The organism is Dokdonella sp., from assembly GCF_019634815.1.
Lineage (GTDB): Bacteria > Pseudomonadota > Gammaproteobacteria > Xanthomonadales > Rhodanobacteraceae > Dokdonella_A.
Genome location: NZ_JAHCAP010000019.1, coordinates 1 through 19276, shown reverse-complemented (window position 1 = coordinate 19276; position 19276 = coordinate 1). Strand labels below are relative to the sequence as shown.

At 65.5% G+C, this 19276-nt stretch carries 15 protein-coding genes and 1 other RNA gene; 6 read left to right on the top strand and 10 right to left on the bottom strand.

Features of this window, described 5'->3' with window-relative positions:
- Positions 1–138: 138 nt before the first annotated feature.
- The 8 genes from KF759_RS10165 to KF759_RS10130 form a co-directional block, all read right to left on the bottom strand.
- Positions 139–1665, bottom strand: coding sequence for a right-handed parallel beta-helix repeat-containing protein (locus KF759_RS10165; RefSeq protein ID WP_291225105.1), 1527 nt, complete (start codon positions 1663–1665; stop codon positions 139–141).
- Positions 1666–1710: 45 nt separating this feature from the next.
- Positions 1711–2355 carry a ribose-5-phosphate isomerase RpiA gene (gene rpiA / locus KF759_RS10160; protein WP_291225103.1) on the bottom strand — a complete coding sequence of 215 codons (645 nt, stop codon included), beginning with the start codon at positions 2353–2355 and terminating at the stop codon, positions 1711–1713.
- Positions 2356–2364: 9 nt separating this feature from the next.
- Positions 2365–2835, bottom strand: coding sequence for an EVE domain-containing protein (locus tag KF759_RS10155; RefSeq protein ID WP_291225101.1), 471 nt, complete (start codon positions 2833–2835; stop codon positions 2365–2367).
- A 46-nt stretch (positions 2836–2881) separates the two neighbouring features.
- Positions 2882–3487: a 5-formyltetrahydrofolate cyclo-ligase gene (locus KF759_RS10150; protein WP_291225099.1), complete on the bottom strand. Its 606-nt coding sequence runs from the start codon at positions 3485–3487 to the stop codon at positions 2882–2884.
- 72 nt (positions 3488–3559) lie between these two features.
- A non-coding RNA gene (gene ssrS / locus KF759_RS10145) (6S RNA) lies at positions 3560–3744 on the bottom strand.
- Positions 3745–3751: 7 nt separating this feature from the next.
- Positions 3752–4054, bottom strand: a complete 303-nt coding sequence (locus KF759_RS10140) for a cell division protein ZapA (RefSeq protein WP_291225097.1) — start codon at positions 4052–4054, stop codon at positions 3752–3754.
- Positions 4051–4269 carry a TIGR02449 family protein gene (locus KF759_RS10135; RefSeq protein WP_291225095.1) on the bottom strand — a complete coding sequence of 73 codons (219 nt, stop codon included), beginning with the start codon at positions 4267–4269 and terminating at the stop codon, positions 4051–4053. Before KF759_RS10135 ends, KF759_RS10140 begins: the two co-directional genes overlap by 4 nt.
- A 109-nt stretch (positions 4270–4378) precedes the next feature.
- Positions 4379–8920, bottom strand: coding sequence for an EAL domain-containing protein (locus KF759_RS10130; RefSeq protein ID WP_291225088.1), 4542 nt, complete (start codon positions 8918–8920; stop codon positions 4379–4381).
- Positions 8921–9139: 219 nt separating this feature from the next.
- On the opposite strand from KF759_RS10130, the gene pepP reads away from it, so the two are divergent.
- The 4 genes from pepP to KF759_RS10110 all read left to right on the top strand — a co-directional run bounded on the left by pepP (position 9140) and on the right by KF759_RS10110 (position 13440).
- Positions 9140–10453: a Xaa-Pro aminopeptidase gene (gene pepP / locus KF759_RS10125; protein WP_291225086.1), complete on the top strand. Its 1314-nt coding sequence runs from the start codon at positions 9140–9142 to the stop codon at positions 10451–10453.
- Positions 10453–11841, top strand: a complete 1389-nt coding sequence (locus KF759_RS10120) for an AcvB/VirJ family lysyl-phosphatidylglycerol hydrolase (RefSeq protein WP_291225084.1) — start codon at positions 10453–10455, stop codon at positions 11839–11841. The genes pepP and KF759_RS10120 overlap by 1 nt, the downstream gene beginning before the upstream one ends.
- A gap of 141 nt (positions 11842–11982) precedes the next feature.
- Positions 11983–12438, top strand: coding sequence for a hypothetical protein (locus tag KF759_RS10115; RefSeq protein WP_291225082.1), 456 nt, complete (start codon positions 11983–11985; stop codon positions 12436–12438).
- Between the two features lie 6 nt (positions 12439–12444).
- Positions 12445–13440, top strand: coding sequence for a DUF2167 domain-containing protein (locus KF759_RS10110; RefSeq protein WP_291225080.1), 996 nt, complete (start codon positions 12445–12447; stop codon positions 13438–13440).
- Positions 13441–13451: 11 nt separating this feature from the next.
- On the opposite strand, the gene mprF is transcribed toward KF759_RS10110, so the two are convergent.
- Positions 13452–16079, bottom strand: a complete 2628-nt coding sequence (gene mprF, locus KF759_RS10105) for a bifunctional lysylphosphatidylglycerol flippase/synthetase MprF (protein WP_291225078.1) — start codon at positions 16077–16079, stop codon at positions 13452–13454.
- 83 nt (positions 16080–16162) lie between these two features.
- A complete protein-coding gene (pepQ, locus tag KF759_RS10100; protein WP_291225076.1) occupies positions 16163–17494 on the bottom strand; it encodes a Xaa-Pro dipeptidase in 1332 nt (443 codons plus the stop codon).
- A gap of 222 nt (positions 17495–17716) precedes the next feature.
- Between pepQ and KF759_RS10095 the strand changes: the two genes are divergently transcribed.
- Both KF759_RS10095 and KF759_RS10090 read left to right on the top strand, forming a co-directional pair.
- Positions 17717–17935, top strand: coding sequence for a hypothetical protein (locus tag KF759_RS10095; protein WP_291225074.1), 219 nt, complete (start codon positions 17717–17719; stop codon positions 17933–17935).
- Between the two features lie 25 nt (positions 17936–17960).
- Positions 17961–19276: hypothetical protein (locus KF759_RS10090; RefSeq protein WP_291225073.1), on the top strand; the 1316-nt coding region annotated here is incomplete at its 3' end.

Below are 19276 nucleotides of genomic sequence, written 5' to 3'. Positions count from 1 at the left end.
ATGGCGGCGATAGGCGAACGCCAGACGAGTTTGAAGGCGCGTTTGAAGGCTCCATGCGCAACACAAGCCCGCTTTCTTTGCTGACACGCAAAGCCGACGGACCTTGCACAGGGCATGGGACGCGTTGGACGTCGAAGATCATATCCGCCGGCGCTTGCGCCAAAAAAGCGTTGCGATTGCGAGCAGGCCCGCGATGAGCGCCGCGCCAAGCCGTGACAGGGTCGGGACCGCAAGTGCGGCGTTCGGCGCAGCCGGCTGGACTTCGAACGCACCGATGTCCGCGGCGCTGCCGTGGACACGCACGAAGCCGCTGCCACGCTGGTCGTTTGCGAGCGTCGCGGGATTGCTGCCGGCATCGATTGCGGGGCTGCCCGCGCCGAGCGCATGCGTGCGCGTAGGGCCGCCGTTGGCGGCAAGCGGGCGCAGCAGGGGGTCACTGCCGAGCGTATCGATCGGCAACGTGATCAGTCCCGATGCGGAGCCGATGATGCTGGCCACCCCATCGATCGCGAATGTGCCGGGCAAGCCGTAGCGATTGTCGGCGTTGCCAAGGTCGCTGGAGTTGCCGAACACGATGCTGCTGCGGATGCGGCTGCCCGGCGCATTGAGCCAGATGCCGCCGCCATCGAACGCTGCCTGGTTCGCGGTCACCGTGCTGTTGTCCATTTCGAGCGTCGAGGGCCAGCGCAGGAACAAGCCGCCGCCGATGTCGCTGAGGGCTCGATTGCCCGAGATCGTGCTGTTGATGACGGTGAGCGGATTGAAGCTGGCGATGCCGCCGGCACGACCTCCGCTGGTGTTGGAGTCGATCGTCGATTCGCGGATCGTGCCGCCGGTCACCGCCACGATCGCGCCGCCGGTGTCGTAGCTGGAAAACCCGGGATTGACACGGTGGTCGGCGCGATTGCCACTGACCGTGCTCGCTGACAGGTCGAGCGCGTAAACGAAGGCAGCGCCGCCGAAAGCGGCGGTGCCGGCTGCCTCGTGGGTGCCATAGGCATGGTTGCCGGTGACTGAACTGTTGCTCAGGGTCAGTGAATAGGCATAGAGCGCGCCGCCATAGCTGCCCTCGCCGCCGGCGTAGCAGTTGCGCACGCTGGAATCGACAACGAAGAGGTAGCCGCCCGAGGCCACGCAACCACCGCCCGCGACATCGAAACCGGTTGCGCGATTGCGACCGTTCGCAAGCGTAAGCCCGAAGAAGCCGAGTCTGCCGCCGTGCGGGTGGATGAACAGTCGATCCTGATTGCCGCCGTCGATCACGAGCCTGTCACGGCCCGGCCCGAGGAAGGCCAGATCGTCGACATCGACCTCGACCGCGCCGGTGCTCAAGGTGATCTTCGAGCACTGCAATTGGCGCAGGTCGATCTCGTCGCCACTGGCGGCCGCCGCAACCGTTGCGCGCAGGCTCCCCGCGCCGTCGTCGTTGCAATTGGCCACGGGCAGCAAGGCAGCCGGGGTGGCCCGCGGTGCCGCGCTGCGCGGCAATGGCAGGCGCGTGAAGAGGTGTCGTGCCGGATCGCTGCGCGGGCCAATCCAGCCGTTGTCCGCAGTGCGTGCGGCAGCCGCGAGCAGGCCCGTCGTGGCAAGCAGGGTGGAGGACAGGGCGAGTGGCAACACGCGCGGGATCGCGCGACGGCGGTTGCGTGGACAGAGGTGATTCATCGTCGATTCGATCCTGACCATCCATCGTGAATAAAAAAATCGCTGTCAGGCCATGATCTGGTCGCCGATCAGCACCACATCGGCGGGTCGCGCCGCGAAAAGGCCGACGCAGACCACGCCGGTGATCTGGTTGAACTCGCGTTCCACGGCCACGGGATCGCTGATGCGCAAGTGGTGCACGTCGAGGATCCAGTTGCCGTTGTCGGTGACCACGCCATCCCGCCATACCGGCTGGCCACCAAGTCTGACGATGGCACGTGCGACCAGACTGCGTGCCATCGGCACCACTTCGACCGGCAACGGAAAGCGGCCGAGCACGTCGACGCGCTTGCTCGCGTCAATCACGCAGACGAACTGCCGCGACGCCGCCGCGACGATCTTTTCGCGCGTGAGCGCCGCGCCGCCGCCCTTGATGAGGCAGCGCTGGCCATCGCATTCGTCGGCGCCATCGACGTACAGCGGCAGTTCGCCGGTGGCGTTGAGGTCGAGCACTTCGATACCGCGTTCGCGCAAGCGTTGCGTCGACCATTCCGAGCTCGACACCGCGCCGGCAATGTCGTGGCGGCGCTCGGCGAGCGCGTCGATGAAGTGCGCGACCGTCGAACCGGTGCCCACGCCCACCACCATGCCGGGTTCGACATAGCGCATCGCGGCGCGCGCGGCCTTGCGTTTTTCTGCGTCTTGATTCATTGCTGTTCGTCAGTGGCCGCGGCGCGGCGATTCCATGCCAAGTATGACGTCCCATTGCTGCCTTGTGACCGGCAGGATCGACAGGCGGTTGCCTCGCTGCAGCAGCGCGAAGTCGGACAGTCGTGGTTGCGCCCTGAGTTCGGTCAAGCCGATCGGGCCGGCGAGCTTTCGCTCGAAACGCAGGTCGACCAGCATCCAGCGGGGAGTCTCGCGGCGGGCCTTGGCATCGAAGTATTCGCTGCGCCGATCGAACTGGGTCGGATCGGGATAGGCGGCGCTGGCCACCCGCGCGATGCCCACCACGCCGGGTTGCGCGCAACTGGAGTGGTAGAACAATACGCCGTCCCCCTCGCGCATGTCATCGCGCATGAAATTGCGTGCCTGATAATTGCGCACGCCGCTCCAGGGTTCGATGTCGACCTTCGCCAGATCGTCAATCGAGAACACATCGGGTTCGCTCTTCATCAGCCAGTGGCGCATGCAAGATCCTGTCTGTCGGTATGCGCGGCGTGGGCGCCGGTGCGATTCACACCGGTGGCGTGAGATCGATCAATTCGCGGTCGGTCGCGATGTAGTCCATGCGCACGTCCCACGGTTGGGCCTCGATCGGATCGACCTCCTGCACGGCGTAGCCGATGCCGACCAGCAGCGGCTTTCCCGGAGCGCTGCGATCACGCAGGAAGGCGAAACTGCGATCGTAGTAACCGCCGCCGAATCCAAGCCGCCAGCCTGCGCGATCGAAACCAAGCAAGGGCACCAACACGACGTCGAGATCGGCAGGCGCGCAGCTCTGCTCAAGCGTGCAGACCGGCTCGGGGATGCCGAAGCGGTTGGCCGCCAGCTCGGCGCCCGTGCGCCACGGCGCAAATCGCAACAGGCCATCGTCGTCGACGATCGGCAGGTGCCAGATCTGCCCGCGCACGCTCACGCCGGACATCAGCGCGGCCAGCGGCAGTTCGCCGGCGATTGCCCAGTACCCGGCGATGCGGGTATCAACGATGAATTCCGGAATCCGCTCCACCTGCGCGACCAGAGCCTGCGCCGCGGCCACGCGCGCTGCAGGCGACAGGGCCGCGCGTCGCGCGCGCAAGCTGTTGCGCAACGAGGCCCGCCTGGCATTGGCTGAAGTCACGGCTGCGGCTGCAAGTGGCCGCCGGGCCCGTGGCTCGCCGACGAGCGTGGCTTATGCGCACAAGAAAAGAAGATGTCCTCCGCCTGAGCCGGTGCGCATCGAACGACCTTGATCCCAAGGATCAGGTGGGAGAGTCGACCAGTCTTCAAGGCTTTCCGCTCCGGGCGGACTTGCACAACAGTCTGGTGGAACCATCCCGGGGTCGTTTATAGGAACAAGGCAATATGTAAGAGCGCTGCCGAGTTCTGCAGAGGACACCCGCGCTCATTGTAATGAGGGTGGGAAGGCACGTTCAAGCTTGAGATTGATCGCATGCAGCTTCTCTGCCAAGGCTTGTTCGCCCTTGCTTTCGCGACTGCGTGACTCGAGCAATTCATGACAGAAATTGAGTGCAGCGAGGATCGCGATGCGATCGATGCCAACGGTGCGCGCGGCATTGCGCATTTCGCGCATGCGGTCGTCCAGATGATGCGCTGCGGCGAGCAAGCCGGCGCGCTCGCCGGGCGCGCAGGCCACGTGGAATTCGCGGTCGAGGATCGTGACCTTGACGGGCTCGTCTTCGCTCATGCCTGGTTCTGCTCCAGCGACTTGAGTCGCGCAATCATGGCTTCCACGCGGGTGCGCGCCTGTTCGTTGCGTGCGATCAGCTGCGCGCGTTCTCCGACCAGCAATTCCTGGCTCGCACGCAAGCTGCGGTTCTCTTCCTGCAGGCTGCGGCACAGCGCGAGCAGGCGATCGATGCGCTCATCGATGACGGAGAGGTTTTGGTCGACGCCGGACATGGCTCGCAATATAGCGGGAGTTGCCGGGCGGAGTCAGCTGGGCCGTGTCCGCCGCGTCGCAGCACGAAAGACGGCCCGACCGGCACCGGCCCTCGCCACGATTTCCCCTTCAGTCGTTCGGGCCTTGTCCTGCCGGCGACTGGCTGCGCGCGTGCGCGCGCACGAAGGGTGGGCATTGCTCCGGCAGCAGCGGTTCGGCCAGCCAGTGCCCCTGGATCTCGTCGCACAGGTGTCCGCGCAGATACTCGACCTGGATCGGCTTCTCGACGCCTTCGGCGATGACGTTCAGGTCAAGCGAGTGGGCCATCGCGATCACGGTGGCGGTGATCGCGTCGTCATCGGGATCGGTGGTGAGATCGTCGATGAACTCCTTGTCGATCTTGAGTGCGTCGATGGGCAGGCGGCGCAGATAACTCAATGATGAGTAGCCGGTACCGAAATCGTCGATGGCCAGAGCGACGCCGACTTCCTTGATGCGGCGCAAAGTCGAGATCGCGCGCTCGGCATTGGCCATGATCATGCTTTCGGTGAGCTCGAGCTCGAGCAGGGCCGGCGGCAGGTCGTGCGCGATCAGGCTTTCGCTCAGGCGGTGAATCAGGTCGGCGTGCATCAGCTGGGCCACCGACAGGTTGATCGACAGGCTGATTTCGGTGAGGCCCTCGGCGCGCCAGCGGGCGAGCTGACGGCAGGCCTGCTCGATCACCCAATTGCCGATTTCCACGATCATCCCGGTTTCTTCCGCGATCGGAATGAACACGCCTGGCGCAACCTCGCCGATGTCGCCGCTGCGCCAGCGCAGCAGGGCCTCGAACCCGGTGATGCGGTTGTCGCGCAGGGACATCTTGGGCTGGTAGCGCAAATGGAACTCGGAACGATCGAGCGCCTTGCGCAACGCTGCCATCGTGGTGGCACGCAAGCGTGCGGCAGCATCCATCGCCTCGGCATAGACCATCCAGGTGCGGCGACCGTGATCCTTGGCCTGATACATCGCGGTGTCGGCGTACTTGAGCAGGTCGTTGGCATTGTTGCCGTGGTCGGGAAACAGGCTGATGCCGATCGAAGGTGAAATCACCACCTCCTGGCCGTTGTCGAGTTCCAGCGGTTCCTCGAAGGCGGCGAGGATCTTTCCCGACACCGACTCGGCATCGCTGATTCCGGTGATGTCCTCGAGCACGACGGTGAATTCGTCGCCGCCGATGCGCGCCACCGAGTCGTTGCCTCGCACCACCTGACGCAGGCGCGCGCCGGCCGCGCGCAGCAGTGAATCGCCGGCCGAATGTCCCATCGAATCGTTGACATGCTTGAAGCGGTCGAGGTCGAGGAACAGCACGGCCAAACCGCGCTCTTCGGTCCGTGCCCGTGCGATGCCCCGCTCGATGCGTTCGACCAGCAACGAGCGATTGGGCAGGCCGGTCAACGCGTCGTAGTTGGCGAGATAGCGCAATTCCTGCTCGGCGCGCTTGCGGTCGGTGATGTCGCTGATGACACCGACGAAATGGCTGCGTGCGCCGTTGGCGTCGCGCACTTCCTGCACCTCGCACCAGCTTAGGAATTCTTCACCATTCTTGCGCCGTTGCCACAGCTCGCCGCGCCATTGCCCGCTGGCCTCGACGGTCTTGCGCAAGTCACGATAGATCTCGGTGGGATGGTGTGCGCAATCGAGCAGGGACAGCGATTGCCCTTCGACTTCAGCCTGGGTCCAGCCGGTGATGCGGGTGAAGGCGGGATTGACGGTGGTGAAGCGGAAGTCGAGGTCATTGACGATCACCGCCTCGCCCATGCTGCGGAACACTTCGTGGGCGATGCGACGTTCCTGCTCGGCGGCGCGCTCGACGGTGATGTCGCGAGTCGTGCCGCACATGCGCATCGGTTGGTTGTTGGCGTCGCGCTCGACGATCTTGCCGCGCGCGAGCAACCAGATCAGGCGTCCGGATTCGGTGCGAATGCGGTACTCGGCCTCATAGGCATCGGTCTTGCCGCGGATGTGTCGATCCAGGCGCTGCTCGACTTCGGACAGGTCGGCCGGGTGCACATTGGCGCGGAACCAACGACTGAACTCGATGCTGGTCTGGCTGCGCTGGCCGCTGAACAATCCACTCGATCCGGTCAGCACCATGTGATCGCTGGCCATGTCCCAGTCCCAGAAATCGTCGCCCGAGCCCCACAGCGCCAGCCGCAAGCGATCCTCGCGCTCCCGCAGGTCGTGGTGGTGGAGGAGCTCGGCCCGCCGCCGGCGGCGCTGCGTGCGTATCAACACGAGCAGGGCGCTGGCACCCAGCAGGCCGTACAGCGACTTGGCCGGCAGGCTCTGCCACCATTCCGGCAGCACGTTCATTTCCACGCGCGTGATCGATGGATTCCAATAACCATCGTGGTTGCTGCCGCGCAAATTGAAGGTATACCTGCCGGGGGCGAGGTTGGTGTAGATCGCTTCGTGGCGCGAGCCGGCTTCGACCCAGCGGTCGTCGAAGCCATTGAGTTGGTAAGCGAAGCGATTGCGTTCGGGGGCGGCGTAGTCGAGCGCGGCAAACTCGAAGCGCACCAGCCGATCGCTGGCCTCCAGGGTGAGGCTGCCATCGATCTTTTGCGCCGGGGCCGCGTCTGCGCCGACCTCGATTTGCGTCACCACCACCGGCGCAATGAATCGGCTGCTGACCACGCCTTGGGGCCGGAACAGGTTGATGCCGTCGCTGCCGCCGAAAGCCAGTTCACCGTTGGCAAAGCGCGTGCTCGCGCCGGTATTGAAGTTCAGCCCCTGCAAACCCTGATTGAGGGTGTAGCGCTGCCAGCGGTTGGCGACGACGTCGAGCGAGAAAATCCCGCGATTGGTGCCGACCCAGAGGTGCCCAAGGCCATCATCCTCGATCGAATGGATCGTTCCGGTATTTGCCGAGGCCTGCTGCCAACGCGAGAAGCTCGCATGGCGGGCATCCAGGGCCTCGAGGCGGTTGAGCCCGCCCTGCGTGCCGAACCAGAGCTGGCCATCGGCACTCTCGTGGATGGACAAGATCGTGCTTGAGGACAACGAGCGCGGATCGTCGGCTGCGTGGCGGAACAGGCGGATCGAACCGGTCTGACTGTCGATCAGGTTGAGACCGAACAGAGTGGCCACCCATACGCGGCCAACGCGATCCTCATGCACGGCCATGATCATGTTGGCGGCAATCGCGTTGGCCGGGCTGGCGCCATTGCGATACCAGATCCATTGTCCGGTATCGACCTGATAGCGGGCCAGGCCGCTGCGGCGCGTTCCGATCCACAGGCGCTGTTCGGCCCCCGTGGCCAGGCAGTAGGCTTGCGCGGAGCCGAGATTCGCATCGCTGCCCGCGAGTGGCGCAATCGTGTTGCGGACCGGATCGAACAGCCCGACGCCGACTTGCGAGGCCAGCCAGAAGCGGCCGTTCCCCGCAGGAACGATCGCGCTGACCGACTGCAGGTCTTGCGCGGGCAGGCTGTGATCGCCCTTCACCGGTACAACGCTGCGCACGTAGTCGAAGCGGTTCAAATCCGACAGGTAGCGTTTGAGGCCGCGGCTGTCGCCGATCCAGAGCGTGCCGTCGGCATCGCTTGCCAGCGCATGGACATCGTTGCGCCGACTGGAATCGACTCTGTCATTGTGATCGACGAGATAGCGAAACGGCGTACCCGCTGAATCTGCCCGGCTGAGCCCCCGATCATGCGTGCCGACCCACATCAGGCCTGAGCGGTCGAGCATGAGCAGGGTCACGTTGACGTCGGGGAGGCTGCCGGGCGTGAACGGGTCTGGCAGCAGCCAGCGTGACTGCTGGTTGGACGGATCGATGATCGCGATGCCGCGCCCAGCGACCGCCAGCCACAGGCGTTGCTGGCGATCCTGGGCGATTGCGCTGATGGCCGCACTGCCAGGCACTGGCCATTGCCGTTCCACCCGGCCCTGTTCATCGATGCCATACAGCCCATCGGTGGTCCCGATGTGCAACTGTCCGTTGGCGTCGACCTGCAGTGCGGTGATCGCCGCCAGTTCCGCGGCATCGACCGGTTGCGGCTGCGCCGTGGTCGTCGCGAGCTTCCACAAGCCACTCGAGGTGCCGATCCAAAGAGTGCCATCGGCGGTCAGGCACAGTTGCTGCACCAGCGTGCCCCGGCGGGCCCCGGGCAGTGCCCAGCTTTGCCGAAGCGCGCCGCTGTCGGGGTCGAGCAGCACCAGCTTTTGAACGCTGCCGACCCACAGGCCGCGTTTGCCATCGACGAGCAGGGAGTGGACGCTGCCGATCGCGGACGCGTCGAGGGCGATTTTCTCCAGTGACTTCGAATCAGGTGCCAGACGCAGCAGTCCGGCGTTGTAGGTGCCGACCCATATGCGATGCGCAGAGTCTTCCACCAGCGCGCTGATCCCGTTGCGTATGGAGTTGCCGTCGGGGTTGGCCGGCGAGTAATTGGTGAAGTTGAAGCCGTCGTAGCGCTGCAGCGGGCCGTCGCTGCCGACCCAGACATAGCCGGCGTGATCCTGCAGCAGCACGTTGATCGAGTTTTCGGCCAGCCCCTGATCGACCGTCACGGTCTGGAAATGGAACTCGCGCAGCGTCGCCGCCTCGCCATCCGGCTGCGATTGAGTCTGGGCCTGAGCCTGCAAAAGGACGCAGGCCAGGCACGCAAACAGGGCCGCCCGCATACGCCATCGCGGTCCGTTGTGGCGTGAGGCTGGCGCAGTCACTGGCAAGGGGAATCCGCGCGTCGGTCTGCTGCCAGTTTAGGCAAACCGCGGCCCTTCCGCCAAGCGCCGTCGAGTCAAGATCCGATGCGTCGATCATGTTGGGCGGTCACAGGTGGTAGATTGCGCGCGGCGCAGCCCTGCTGCCGGCCTTCAATCACTGAGCCGATCCACATCACGATGATCCAGCCACGCGAATATGCCCGCCGCCGCAAGCAGCTCATGCGCATGGCGGGCAACGACGCGATCCTGATCCTTGCCGCCGCTCCGGAGCGCGTGCGCAACAACGACGCGCATTACCCCTATCGACAAGACAGCGATTTCCACTATCTCACCGGCTTTCCCGAGGCCGAGGCGGTGCTGGCGCTGGTGCCCGGGCGCGCTGCCGGGGAGGTCATCCTGTTCTGTCGCGAGCGCGATCCCGAACGTGAACGCTGGGATGGGCCACGCGCGGGCACCGAAGGCGCAGTCGCCCGCTACGCGATGGACGATGCATTCCCGATCGAGGACATCGACGACATCCTGCCCGGCTTGATCGAAGGCCGCGAGCGCGTTTACTACCACTTCGGTCGGGATGTGGATTTCGACCTGCGCCTGATGTCCTGGGTCAACCGCCTGCGGGCACAGATGCGTCATGGCGTGCGCCCGCCGCATGAATTCGTCGCCCTGTCGCACTTGCTTCATGATCTGCGCTTGTTCAAGTCGCGCGCCGAGCTGAGTGTGATGAAACAAGCGGCGCAGATTGCCGCCGCCGCGCATCGGCGCGTGATGCAGACGGTGCGGCCGGGGATGAACGAGCACGAGGTCGAGGCCGAACTGTTGCACGTGCTGCGCCGGCATGGCGCGGTGCCCAGTTACGAACCCATCGTCGGTGGCGGTGCCAATGGCTGCGTGCTGCATTACCGCGCCAACAATGCGCCCCTGCGCGACGGCGATCTGCTGCTCATGGACGCCGGCGCCGAATTCGACTGCTACGCCTCCGACATCACCCGTACTTTCCCGGTCAATGGTCGCTACTCGCCGCCGCAGCGCGAACTCTATGATCTGGTGCTTGCCGCGCAGCTTGCCGCGATCGACGAGGTGCGCCCGGGGCGCCCTTTCGATGCGTATCACGAAGCCGCAGTGCGCGTGCTGACGCGTGGCCTGATCCGTCTCGGCCTGCTGTCGGGCACGCTGGAAAAGAACCTGCGCGATCAGACCTACCGCGACTTCTACATGCACAAGACCGGGCATTGGCTCGGCTTGGATGTGCATGACGTGGGCGACTACCGCATCGACGGCGAATTTCGCGTGCTCGAGCCGGGCATGGTGGTCACGGTCGAGCCGGGGCTGTACATCGCGCCCGACGCCAGGCGCGTGCACGCGCGATACCGCGGCATCGGCATCCGCATCGAGGATGATGTGATCGTCACCGACGGCGATCCGATCGTGATTTCCGACGGCGTGCCCAAGGATGCCGATGAAATCGAAGCTCTGATGGCCGCGGCTCGATGATGCGTGGCTTGTTGTTGCTGGCCGTGTTGTCGGCTTGCGCTGATGCCGGCGCGCGCGCGCCTGCACCGAGCGAGGCGGTCAATTACGGCTTGTTCGGCAATTTGCATCTGGCACGCCCGGCCGCGGCGAGCAATGCGATGGTGTTGCAGTTTTCCGATGCTGATGGCTGGAATGCGCGTGAAGAGTCGATTGCCGGCTCGATCGCCACACAGGGCGCGCTGGTGGTGGGTATCGACACGCCCGCCTATCTCAAGCGCCTGCAGGCGATCGACGACAAGTGTTCGTATCCGGCCGGTCATGTCGAAGAGGTGGCGCACTGGATCGCGCGGCACGAAAACATCGCGCAATACGCCGCGCCATTGGTGATCGGTGATGGCGTTGGCGCGACATTCGCCTACGCGATGAGCGCGCAGGCACCGGCGGGTACTTTTTCCGGCCTCATCACCCTCGGTTGGGACGAGGCGCTGCGTCTGGCCAAGCCGTTGTGTGCCGGCGATGCGGGCGCGATCACGACCGCGGATGGGGCTGGGCGGTTTCGAGTGGTGCCAGTGACGGCGATGCCCTTGCCGTGGTGGCCGCGGCTGTTCGCGCCGGGTGCACGCAGCGATGGTCTGGGTGCATGGCTCGCAGCGGTCTGGCGCGTGACCGCTTGGCTGTGCCCGATGTCGACATCCGTGGATGCGGCCGACGATGCGGCCCGGATCTGGCTCGATTGGCAGCGGCAGCAGAGCGCGTCAGCGCCCGCATTGCCCGACGACGTTGCCGATTTGCCGCTGACCGAAGTCGCGCCGACCATCACCGCCAATGGGCGCGTGGCGATCCTCGTCACCGGTGACGGGGGTTGGGCCGGGCTCGACCGCGGCGTCGCCGAGGCGCTCGCGGCGCAGGGCGTGCGCGTGGTCGGCTTCTCCACGCTCAAGTTCTTCTGGCATACGCAGACGCCACAGGCCGCCGCCGACGCGATTGCGCGCGTGATCGCGCACTACGGCAAGGACGCCGCGAACACCCGCTTCGTGCTGGTCGGCTATTCCTTCGGCGCGAGTCTGGTGCCGGTGATCCTCAATCGCTTGCCGCCGGCGCTGCGCGCGCGCATCGAACTGGGCGTGATGATCTCGCCTGACGATGAGGCGGTGTTCGAGATCCATGTCGGAGATTGGTTTGGCTCGACCCATCACGAGGGCGCCCTGCCGCTCGTCCCCGAGCTGGCGCGCAGTCAGGTGTCCCTGCTGTGCGTGCATGGGGCGGATGAGGATGACAGTCCCTGCAGTGGCCCCCTGCCGGTCAGGGTGCGCGCCGCAGCATTGCCCGGCGGTCATCACTACGATGGCGACTATGCCGCGCTCGGCGCGCTGATTTCCCGAGCGCTGACAGCGGTGACGTCGCGTTGACGTGAAATCCTGAACTGCGCCGGCCGCCACACACGGACGCGGCGCCTTGGTCTAGGATGGCAGAAACAGGCAGGGTGCCGGACCAAGGCATCAGCATGCCGCGGAAGGCACGAAGGGGGAAGTTTGCAAGCCATGCGGACAATGGGTGCACTGTGCGCCTTGGTGCTGGCCGGCGCGGCGCTGGCGATGCCGCCGACGCCCGAGGAGGACGAGGCACGCATCGAAGAGCTCATGCTCGCCGATTCGGCGGCGACCTCGGCAACGACTGCGCCGGGTGCCGATGCGGCCACGCCGGCCGTGGCCGAGGTTCCCGATGAATTCACGCCCGTGATCGCCGCTGTGGCGCCGCCGCAGGCGCAGGAGAACGACGACTGGCTCGTCACGCACCCCGACGGGGAAGGGCTCACCTTCGATGATCTGGCCACCCATGTCGGGCGGCAGGCGATCATCAAGACCATCAACGAGCGCGAGCATCGCGGCAAGATCATCGCCGCCAACGCCAAGGAAGTGACCTTGAGCGTGCGACGCTCGGGCGGCAGGGCAAGCTATGTGTTGCGCCGCGAACAGGTGAAGCACATCACGCCCCTGGGAGGTTGATCGCGCATGTATTTGCTTCTCGTCCTGCTGTGGCTCGTCGGGTTGGTGTTCTATCTGATGGCGCTGGTGCGCACCTGGCGAATCAGCCCCCTGCTTGCCGTGCTGATGTTCCTGTTCTGGCCGGTCGGCATCTACGTTTTGGTCAAGTACTGGAACGAAGGCGATGGCCCGCGCATGCCCTTGCTGGCCTCGCTCGGCACGAGCGTGCTTGCGTTGTTGCTGGTGTTGATGTTCATGCCGCGCCTGCATCTGATCGAGGATGAAGGTCCGGGATTCGACGAGGCCATCACGGCACCGGCGGACGAGGATCTCATCAGTCGCAATGCACGCCGCGCGCGTGCGCTGGCCAATCTTCCGCGACGCAACGACACCGTGACCATTTCCGATGCGCCGATCGCGATCAACCCGCCCGCTCACTTCCATTTCATCGACCGCGAAGCCCTGATGCAGGCTTTCGGCGGCACCGTGGATGAGCCTGCAGCGAGCACCATCGGCTGGTTCGTGCACGAACGCGTCGACCTCACCGGGAAGCGGGCCTGGCATGTCGAAGTCGATTACTTCGGTGACGGCTACGTGGCCAACAGCGGTCTTGCCGGTGTCGCCACCGAGACGCTGCGTGCGGACGCCCAGGCGGCGATGAATCGTCAGGCCGAGCTGTTGAGCGCCGAGCCCGACCACATTTCGGCATACGCCGAGTTGCCATCGTTCGACCCGCGGACCGCGCGCGCAACCTGGGTCGAGGAAGTGTCGAAATACGGTCGCGGCGAGCCGATGCTCGACTGCTACGCCTTGCAGCTCGGACGCAAGGGCGTGGCGCTGTTGTCGATCTCGAGCATCGATCCCACGCGGCAGGAATTGTGCCTGCGCAGCGTGCGCATGCTTGCCGCGCATGTGCAGTTCGGTCGAGGGCAGGAATATGCCGACCATTCGCGCATGCTCGACCGCAGCGCACCCTACGCGCTGGGTGACCTGATTTCCGGTGCCTTCATCGACAAGCGCTGAGCGAGCCCGCTTCAGCGCCCGCCCAGCAACAGGTGCCGGTAGCCACCGGCGACCAGGGCCGTGATGTCGATGAGCAGTCCGGGCACCCACAGGCCACGCGGGTAGGCGAGATAGGCGCCCGTCCACTGCGGCTGGAACTTTTGCTTGTAGTGGCGCAGGCCCTGGTAGTTGTAGAAGCGCCCGCCGTACTGGAAGGCCAGTGCAGCCAGGCGCTCGTTGATGCGTGCGTAGGGATTGTCGCCAACCGCCGACAGCGGCGCCATGCCCAGGCTGAACTGCGCGTGGCCGGCGTCCCTGGCCCACTGCATCACGCGCGCGAACAGGAAGTCCATGGTGCCGCGCGGCGCATCGTCGAGCAGCCGCATGAGGTCGATGCTGGCGGTGCCGTTCGGGCCATAGGGTGGCAGCAAGTTGGCGAAGGCGATGATTTCACCGGCGCGACGCACCAGTGCGAGCGGACTCCAGGCCAGGTAATCGGCATCGAAGCGGCCAAGCGAGAAGCCCTTCTCGTGCGCGCCCTTGGCGGCGAGCCAGGCATCGGAGACGCGCTCGATCTGGCTCATCAGCACGGTATCGAACGGTGGCTCGACGAGTTCGAACTCGAGCTGCTCCTTGAGCGAACGGTTGACCGCCTGGCGCAGATCTTCCCAGCGCTTGCCGGCGAGGCTGAACTCGGCAAGACGGATCGTCGCCAGTTCACCGAGCTTGAACAGGTCGAAGCCGAGGTCGTGGTAGAGCGAGAGCTCGGGTTCGAGCACTTCGTAGAACAGCGGCACCCGATCCTGGGCGTCGGCGAACTGGCGAAAGTCGAGGATCGTGCGCTTGATCGCCGCCGCCGGACCGCTGGGCGAGCCCAGCGCCACCAGGCGATCGCGCACCATGCCGTAGGCGACCACCGCGCCGTGGTCGGCCGACCAGAACAGGTGCTTGTCGGCACTGAAGCTCAGATGCGCGAACTCACCTCCGCCATGCTGCATGTACACCGCGCGCGCCTGTTCCAGCTCGGCATGATCGGGAAGTTTCAGCGCCGGCCGACGCACGGCGAAGGCCTGCCAGATCAGATAGGCGAACACGCCGATTGCCGCAGCGAACAGGCCGCGCGCGATGCGCGAGGAATGCTCGCCGTGGCCGAAATACCACAAGTCGAAACTGTCATCGCCCAGGACTGCGCCGATGCCGATCGCAAAGAACGCCAGCACCACCAGCAGCAGGCCGCCGAACCAGGCCAGCGTCGTCACCGAGGTCAGGCTCATCGCACGCTGGCTGAATTCGCGCTTGCGCAAACGCAACAGGACGGCAATCGCGAGCAGGAACAAGGCCTCGCCAAAGTGCAGGCCCTTGGTGATCGCAAGGATCGCGCCGAGCACGAGCAGTGGTTGGGTCAGGCCATAGGCCAAACGCAGGCGGCCATCGATGCCGCGTCCCAGGCCGAGCAGCAACACACCGGTGAGGATCGAAAACCAGTACGAACTTTCGACCGCGGCCAGTGGCAGGAAGCGACGTACCAGCTCGATGTGTTCGTGAACCGCGGGAATCGCCGCCGAGGCAAGCAGCACCAGTCCGGCGCTGAAGGTGAGAATTGCCAGTACGCGCATGCCGAAGCCGGCGAGCAGGTTGCCGGGCAGGCCGAGCAGGCCGAACAAGGGATGGCGACGCAGGCGCTCGCCCGCGCGCGACAGCGCGGGCATGCGAGCCACCAGCAGGCCCGAGCCGACATACAGACCACTCATCAGGGGCAACAGATAGTAGGCGATGCGAAACAAAAACAGGCCGGAGAGCACCGCGGCGCTGTCGTGCCCCGCCGTGGTCAAGGCCAGCAGCATGAGTCCGTCGAACACGCCGAAGCCACCCGGGATCAAACTGAGCAGGCCGAGAGTCTGCGCCGCGGCAAAACTGCCGAGCAGGGCGCCGGGTTGAACCGGCACGCCGCACAGGTACAGGCATCCATACAGCACCGCGGCATTGAGCAGCCAGTCGATGAACGACAGCAGGGTCAGGCCGAGCTTGAGTCGCAAGGGCGGCAGATCGCTGCCTGCGGGCAGCCAGCGCATGAAGCGACGTCGCGCGGTGACCAGATGAAACAGTGGCAGATAGCAGGCCGCGGCAGCGAGCACGGCCATCGCCAGCCAATGCGTGGTCGTGCTCGGCGTGATCGGCCGCGAACCCAGCGCGACCGTGAGGATCACCAGCAGCGACAGGCCCAGCGGCAAGGACAATACCTGCAGGCCGATCAAGGCTGCGCTGCGCGCCAGTTCGATGCCGCGCGTACCCAGGCCCAGCAGGCGCACGCCCGAGCCGAGCGTGCCGTAGAGATTGAGCGCGTTGGCGAGCGCATTGGCGACAAACGAAAGACGCAGCATGTCGCGCGCACCGATCGGCAGCGCCAACCAGCGCGCGATCACCAGGTCGATCAGTCCGGTGAAGGCGACCGAAGCCAGAGCCAGCAGGGCGATGGCGATCGCAGGCACGGTCGGCACCGCAAGCAGGGTGCGTTGCAATTGCGGCAGATCGAAGCCGTCGACGCCATGCCAGACCAGCGCCGCGACTGCGCTCAGCAGCCCGAGCGGCAGCAGCCAGCGCAGCAGCGGCTGCCAGCGCTGCAGCCGTGAAAGAGGGCGTGCCGTTTCGGGCGTGCTCATGGTGCGGGCAATCCTGCCGTGTCAAAGCGACGCGATTCTATGGCGCGTGACCTTGCGCCTGGCTGTCCGCTATCGGATTTGTTTCAAAGCTGCGCGAAGGCGTCGCGGGTGAGGTTCTCCGGATCGCCGCCGGTGCAGACCACATCGTCCTCGATGCGGATGCCGCCGAACGGACGGAAAGCGTCCACGCGGTCCCAGCGCACTTCCCTGGCGAGTGGCTTGTCCTTGAGCTGGGCGAGCAGGAGGTCGATGAAGTACAGACCCGGCTCGATCGTCACCACCATGCCGGCTTCGAGTACGCGGGTCATGCGCAGATAGGGATGGCCGGGCGGGCGTGGAATCGTGCCGCCGCTGTCGCTGGCCTGGAAGCCCGCCACGTCATGCACCTGCAGGCCGATTGGATGGCCGAGCCCGTGCGGGAAAAATGTCGAAGACAATCCCGATTCGACCGCGCCCTCGGCACTCATGCGGATGAAGCCGTGGTCCTTGAGGATGCCGGCGAGCACCTGATGCGCATGCAGATGCAGTTCGGGATAGCTCTGGCCGCTGCGGACCTTGGCGCAAAAGCCCTGTTGCGCGGTGTCGACGGCCTCGATGAGCTCGCGGAATTCCCCGGCGTCCGCTGCCGCGTGGGTACGCGTGATGTCGCTGGCATAGCCGTGGAAGCTGGCGCCGGCATCGATCAGCAAGGAGCGGCGCTGCGTCGGTGGCGCGTGGGCGAGGTCGGTGTAGTGCAGGATCGCGCCATGTTCGTTGATCGCAATGATGTTGCCGTAGGGCAGCTCGTTGTCGGTCTGGCGCGCGGCGGCGAGGTAGGCCATGTGGATGTCGAACTCGCTGGCGCCGGCATGGAACGCCGCCGCGGCGGCGCGATGCGCGCGCGCGCCAAGGCGGCTGGCAACGCGCATCAGTGCCAGTTCGTAGGCGGTCTTGCAAGAGCGGTACCAGTGCAGATGATCGAGCACGCCGGACGGATTGTTCGGTACCACGCCATCGAGCGCCGCATTGGCTTCGCCGATGATCGCGCAGCGCTCCAGATCACGTGGCAGGTGCGCGCGGGCCTGCGCGGGTTCGCGGATGATCTGGATGTCGAAATGATCAACCCAATAGCCTGCGGGAGCAGCCGGCACGACATGCCAGTAATCGTGCGGCTGCAGGAATACCAAGCGCGGTTTCTGGCCCGGCGTGTAGATCAGCCAGGAGCCCGGCGCCCGCGAGACCGGCAGCCAGTGCTTGAAATGCGGATTGACGCAGAACGGATAGTCGCGATCGTCGAGGAACTGAAAGTGCGACTGCCCGGCGGCGACCAGCAGGTGGTCATGGCCCTCGCGTTGCAATGCGGCATCGGTGCGGCTGCGCAGTATGGCGAGGTGTTCCGCATAGAGGATATGCAGGTCGGGGTGCTGGGTGTCCATGCGTGGCAACTCGGAGGTAGCGAAGTGGAATTGTGCCGCGCCGCACTGGCCGATGCGAGATGCCGCGACCCACAGACGCGGGAACGGGATCCATCTGTGGTAACGTCGGCAGGTCTGGGGCAGCAGGTACGGCTCGCTTGTGTGAAGGAGCGGTGCCTGGGCCAGAGGCGCGCACAGGGGGCGGCAAGATCGCCTGCGCCAAGGTCACGTAGGGAGGGGATCGTGCCAAGACTGCTTGAATTCATGCGTCGACTGGGTCGGGATGCGGCCCTGGCTGCCGAATACGAAAAGGATCCCGATCAGGCGATGCGCCGACACGGTTTGTCCGATGAAGAGCGCAAGGCGATGCTCGCCAAGGATTACGAGGCGATCAAGCGGCTGACCGGGTTGGCCGACGGGCAATTCGCGACCAACCACATCATCCGGGCCTACGACGAGTAGCGGTTTCGCTCGCCGGGTCGCGTCGATGCCGCGCTTTCTGGTCATCGTTTTGCTTGGACTGCTGGCGATCATCGCGCCGGCTCGGGCCGATGATGACCTCGAAGCGGAAGTCGGCCGGATCGAGCAGCTCTCGATCAAGGCGCCGTGGCGCACCGTGCAGGCGCGCATCGATGCGCTCGCGCCACAACAGGGCAAGTTGACGACGGCGCAGCGCCAGCGGCTCGAATACATCCACTGGCGTGGCGTCGCCCTGTCGGGCGATCAGGAAACCGCATTGCAAGGTCTGGTCGATCTGCTCGGGCATGATCTGGCCGAGCCATTGCGCAGCCGTGTCTACGCCACCGGGATCAGTGTGGCCGCCAACGTCGAGGACTGGTCGCACGCCTTCAATTGGCTCAACACCGCGCTCGCCTCCTTGCCGCAATCGTCGTTTGATTCCGCCAACTTGCTCGGTGCCGCCAGTTACGTCTACGGCTTCGTCGGCGAATTCGACAAGGCGCGCGAACTGGCTTCGCAAGCCCTGCTGCGCGCCCAGGACAGCAATTCACCTGACTTGCTGTGCCGGGCCTATGGCGACTTGGCCCTTGCCGAGGAGCGGCTTGGCGAATACGTGGCCTCCAGCGACTGGCGGCACCGTCAGATCGAAACCTGCAGCAACACCGGCGATGCCCTGTTTGCAGCATCCGGCAAATATGGCGTGGGCAAGATGGAGGCCATGCAAGGGCGGCATGCCGCTGCGCTTGACTGGCTCGGCCGGGCGCTAGCCGATTACGAGGTCGTCGGTTACACGGTCGGCATCGCCGATGCCCGCCTGGCGATTGCCGGCAGCCTCATCGAGCTCGATCGCGAGCCGGAGCGGGCACAGGCATTGCTGACCCAAGCCCTGCAGGTATTCCGCAAGCAAGGCAGTGCCTATGCTGCCGTGGGCGAGGTCGAACGGCTGCTGGCGCGACTTGCCGAACGACGGGGTGATCTGGAGGCCGCACTCAGCCACACCCGGGAGGCACTGGTCCAGATCGAGCGCGCCGACCGCAACGACCGGCTGCGACGAGTGGCCTTTCTGCAGGTGCAGTTCGATTCCAGGGTGAAGCAGCAGCAGATTGCCCTGCTCGAGGCGGAACGCGAGACCGCGGCCTTGCGTGAAACGGCAACCCGGCGTCGGGTGTTGCTGATGCTGTTCGGCCTCGTCGGTCTGCTGCTTGCGGCAGTCCTGCTGGGCATCTTGTTGCGCCGTCTCTCGCGTGAGCGCCACCGCTATCGCTGGCAGTCGCAGCACGATGGGCTGACCGGCCTGCTCAATTATCAGCAGGTGCGCAAGCAGGGCGAAGCGGCCTTTGCACA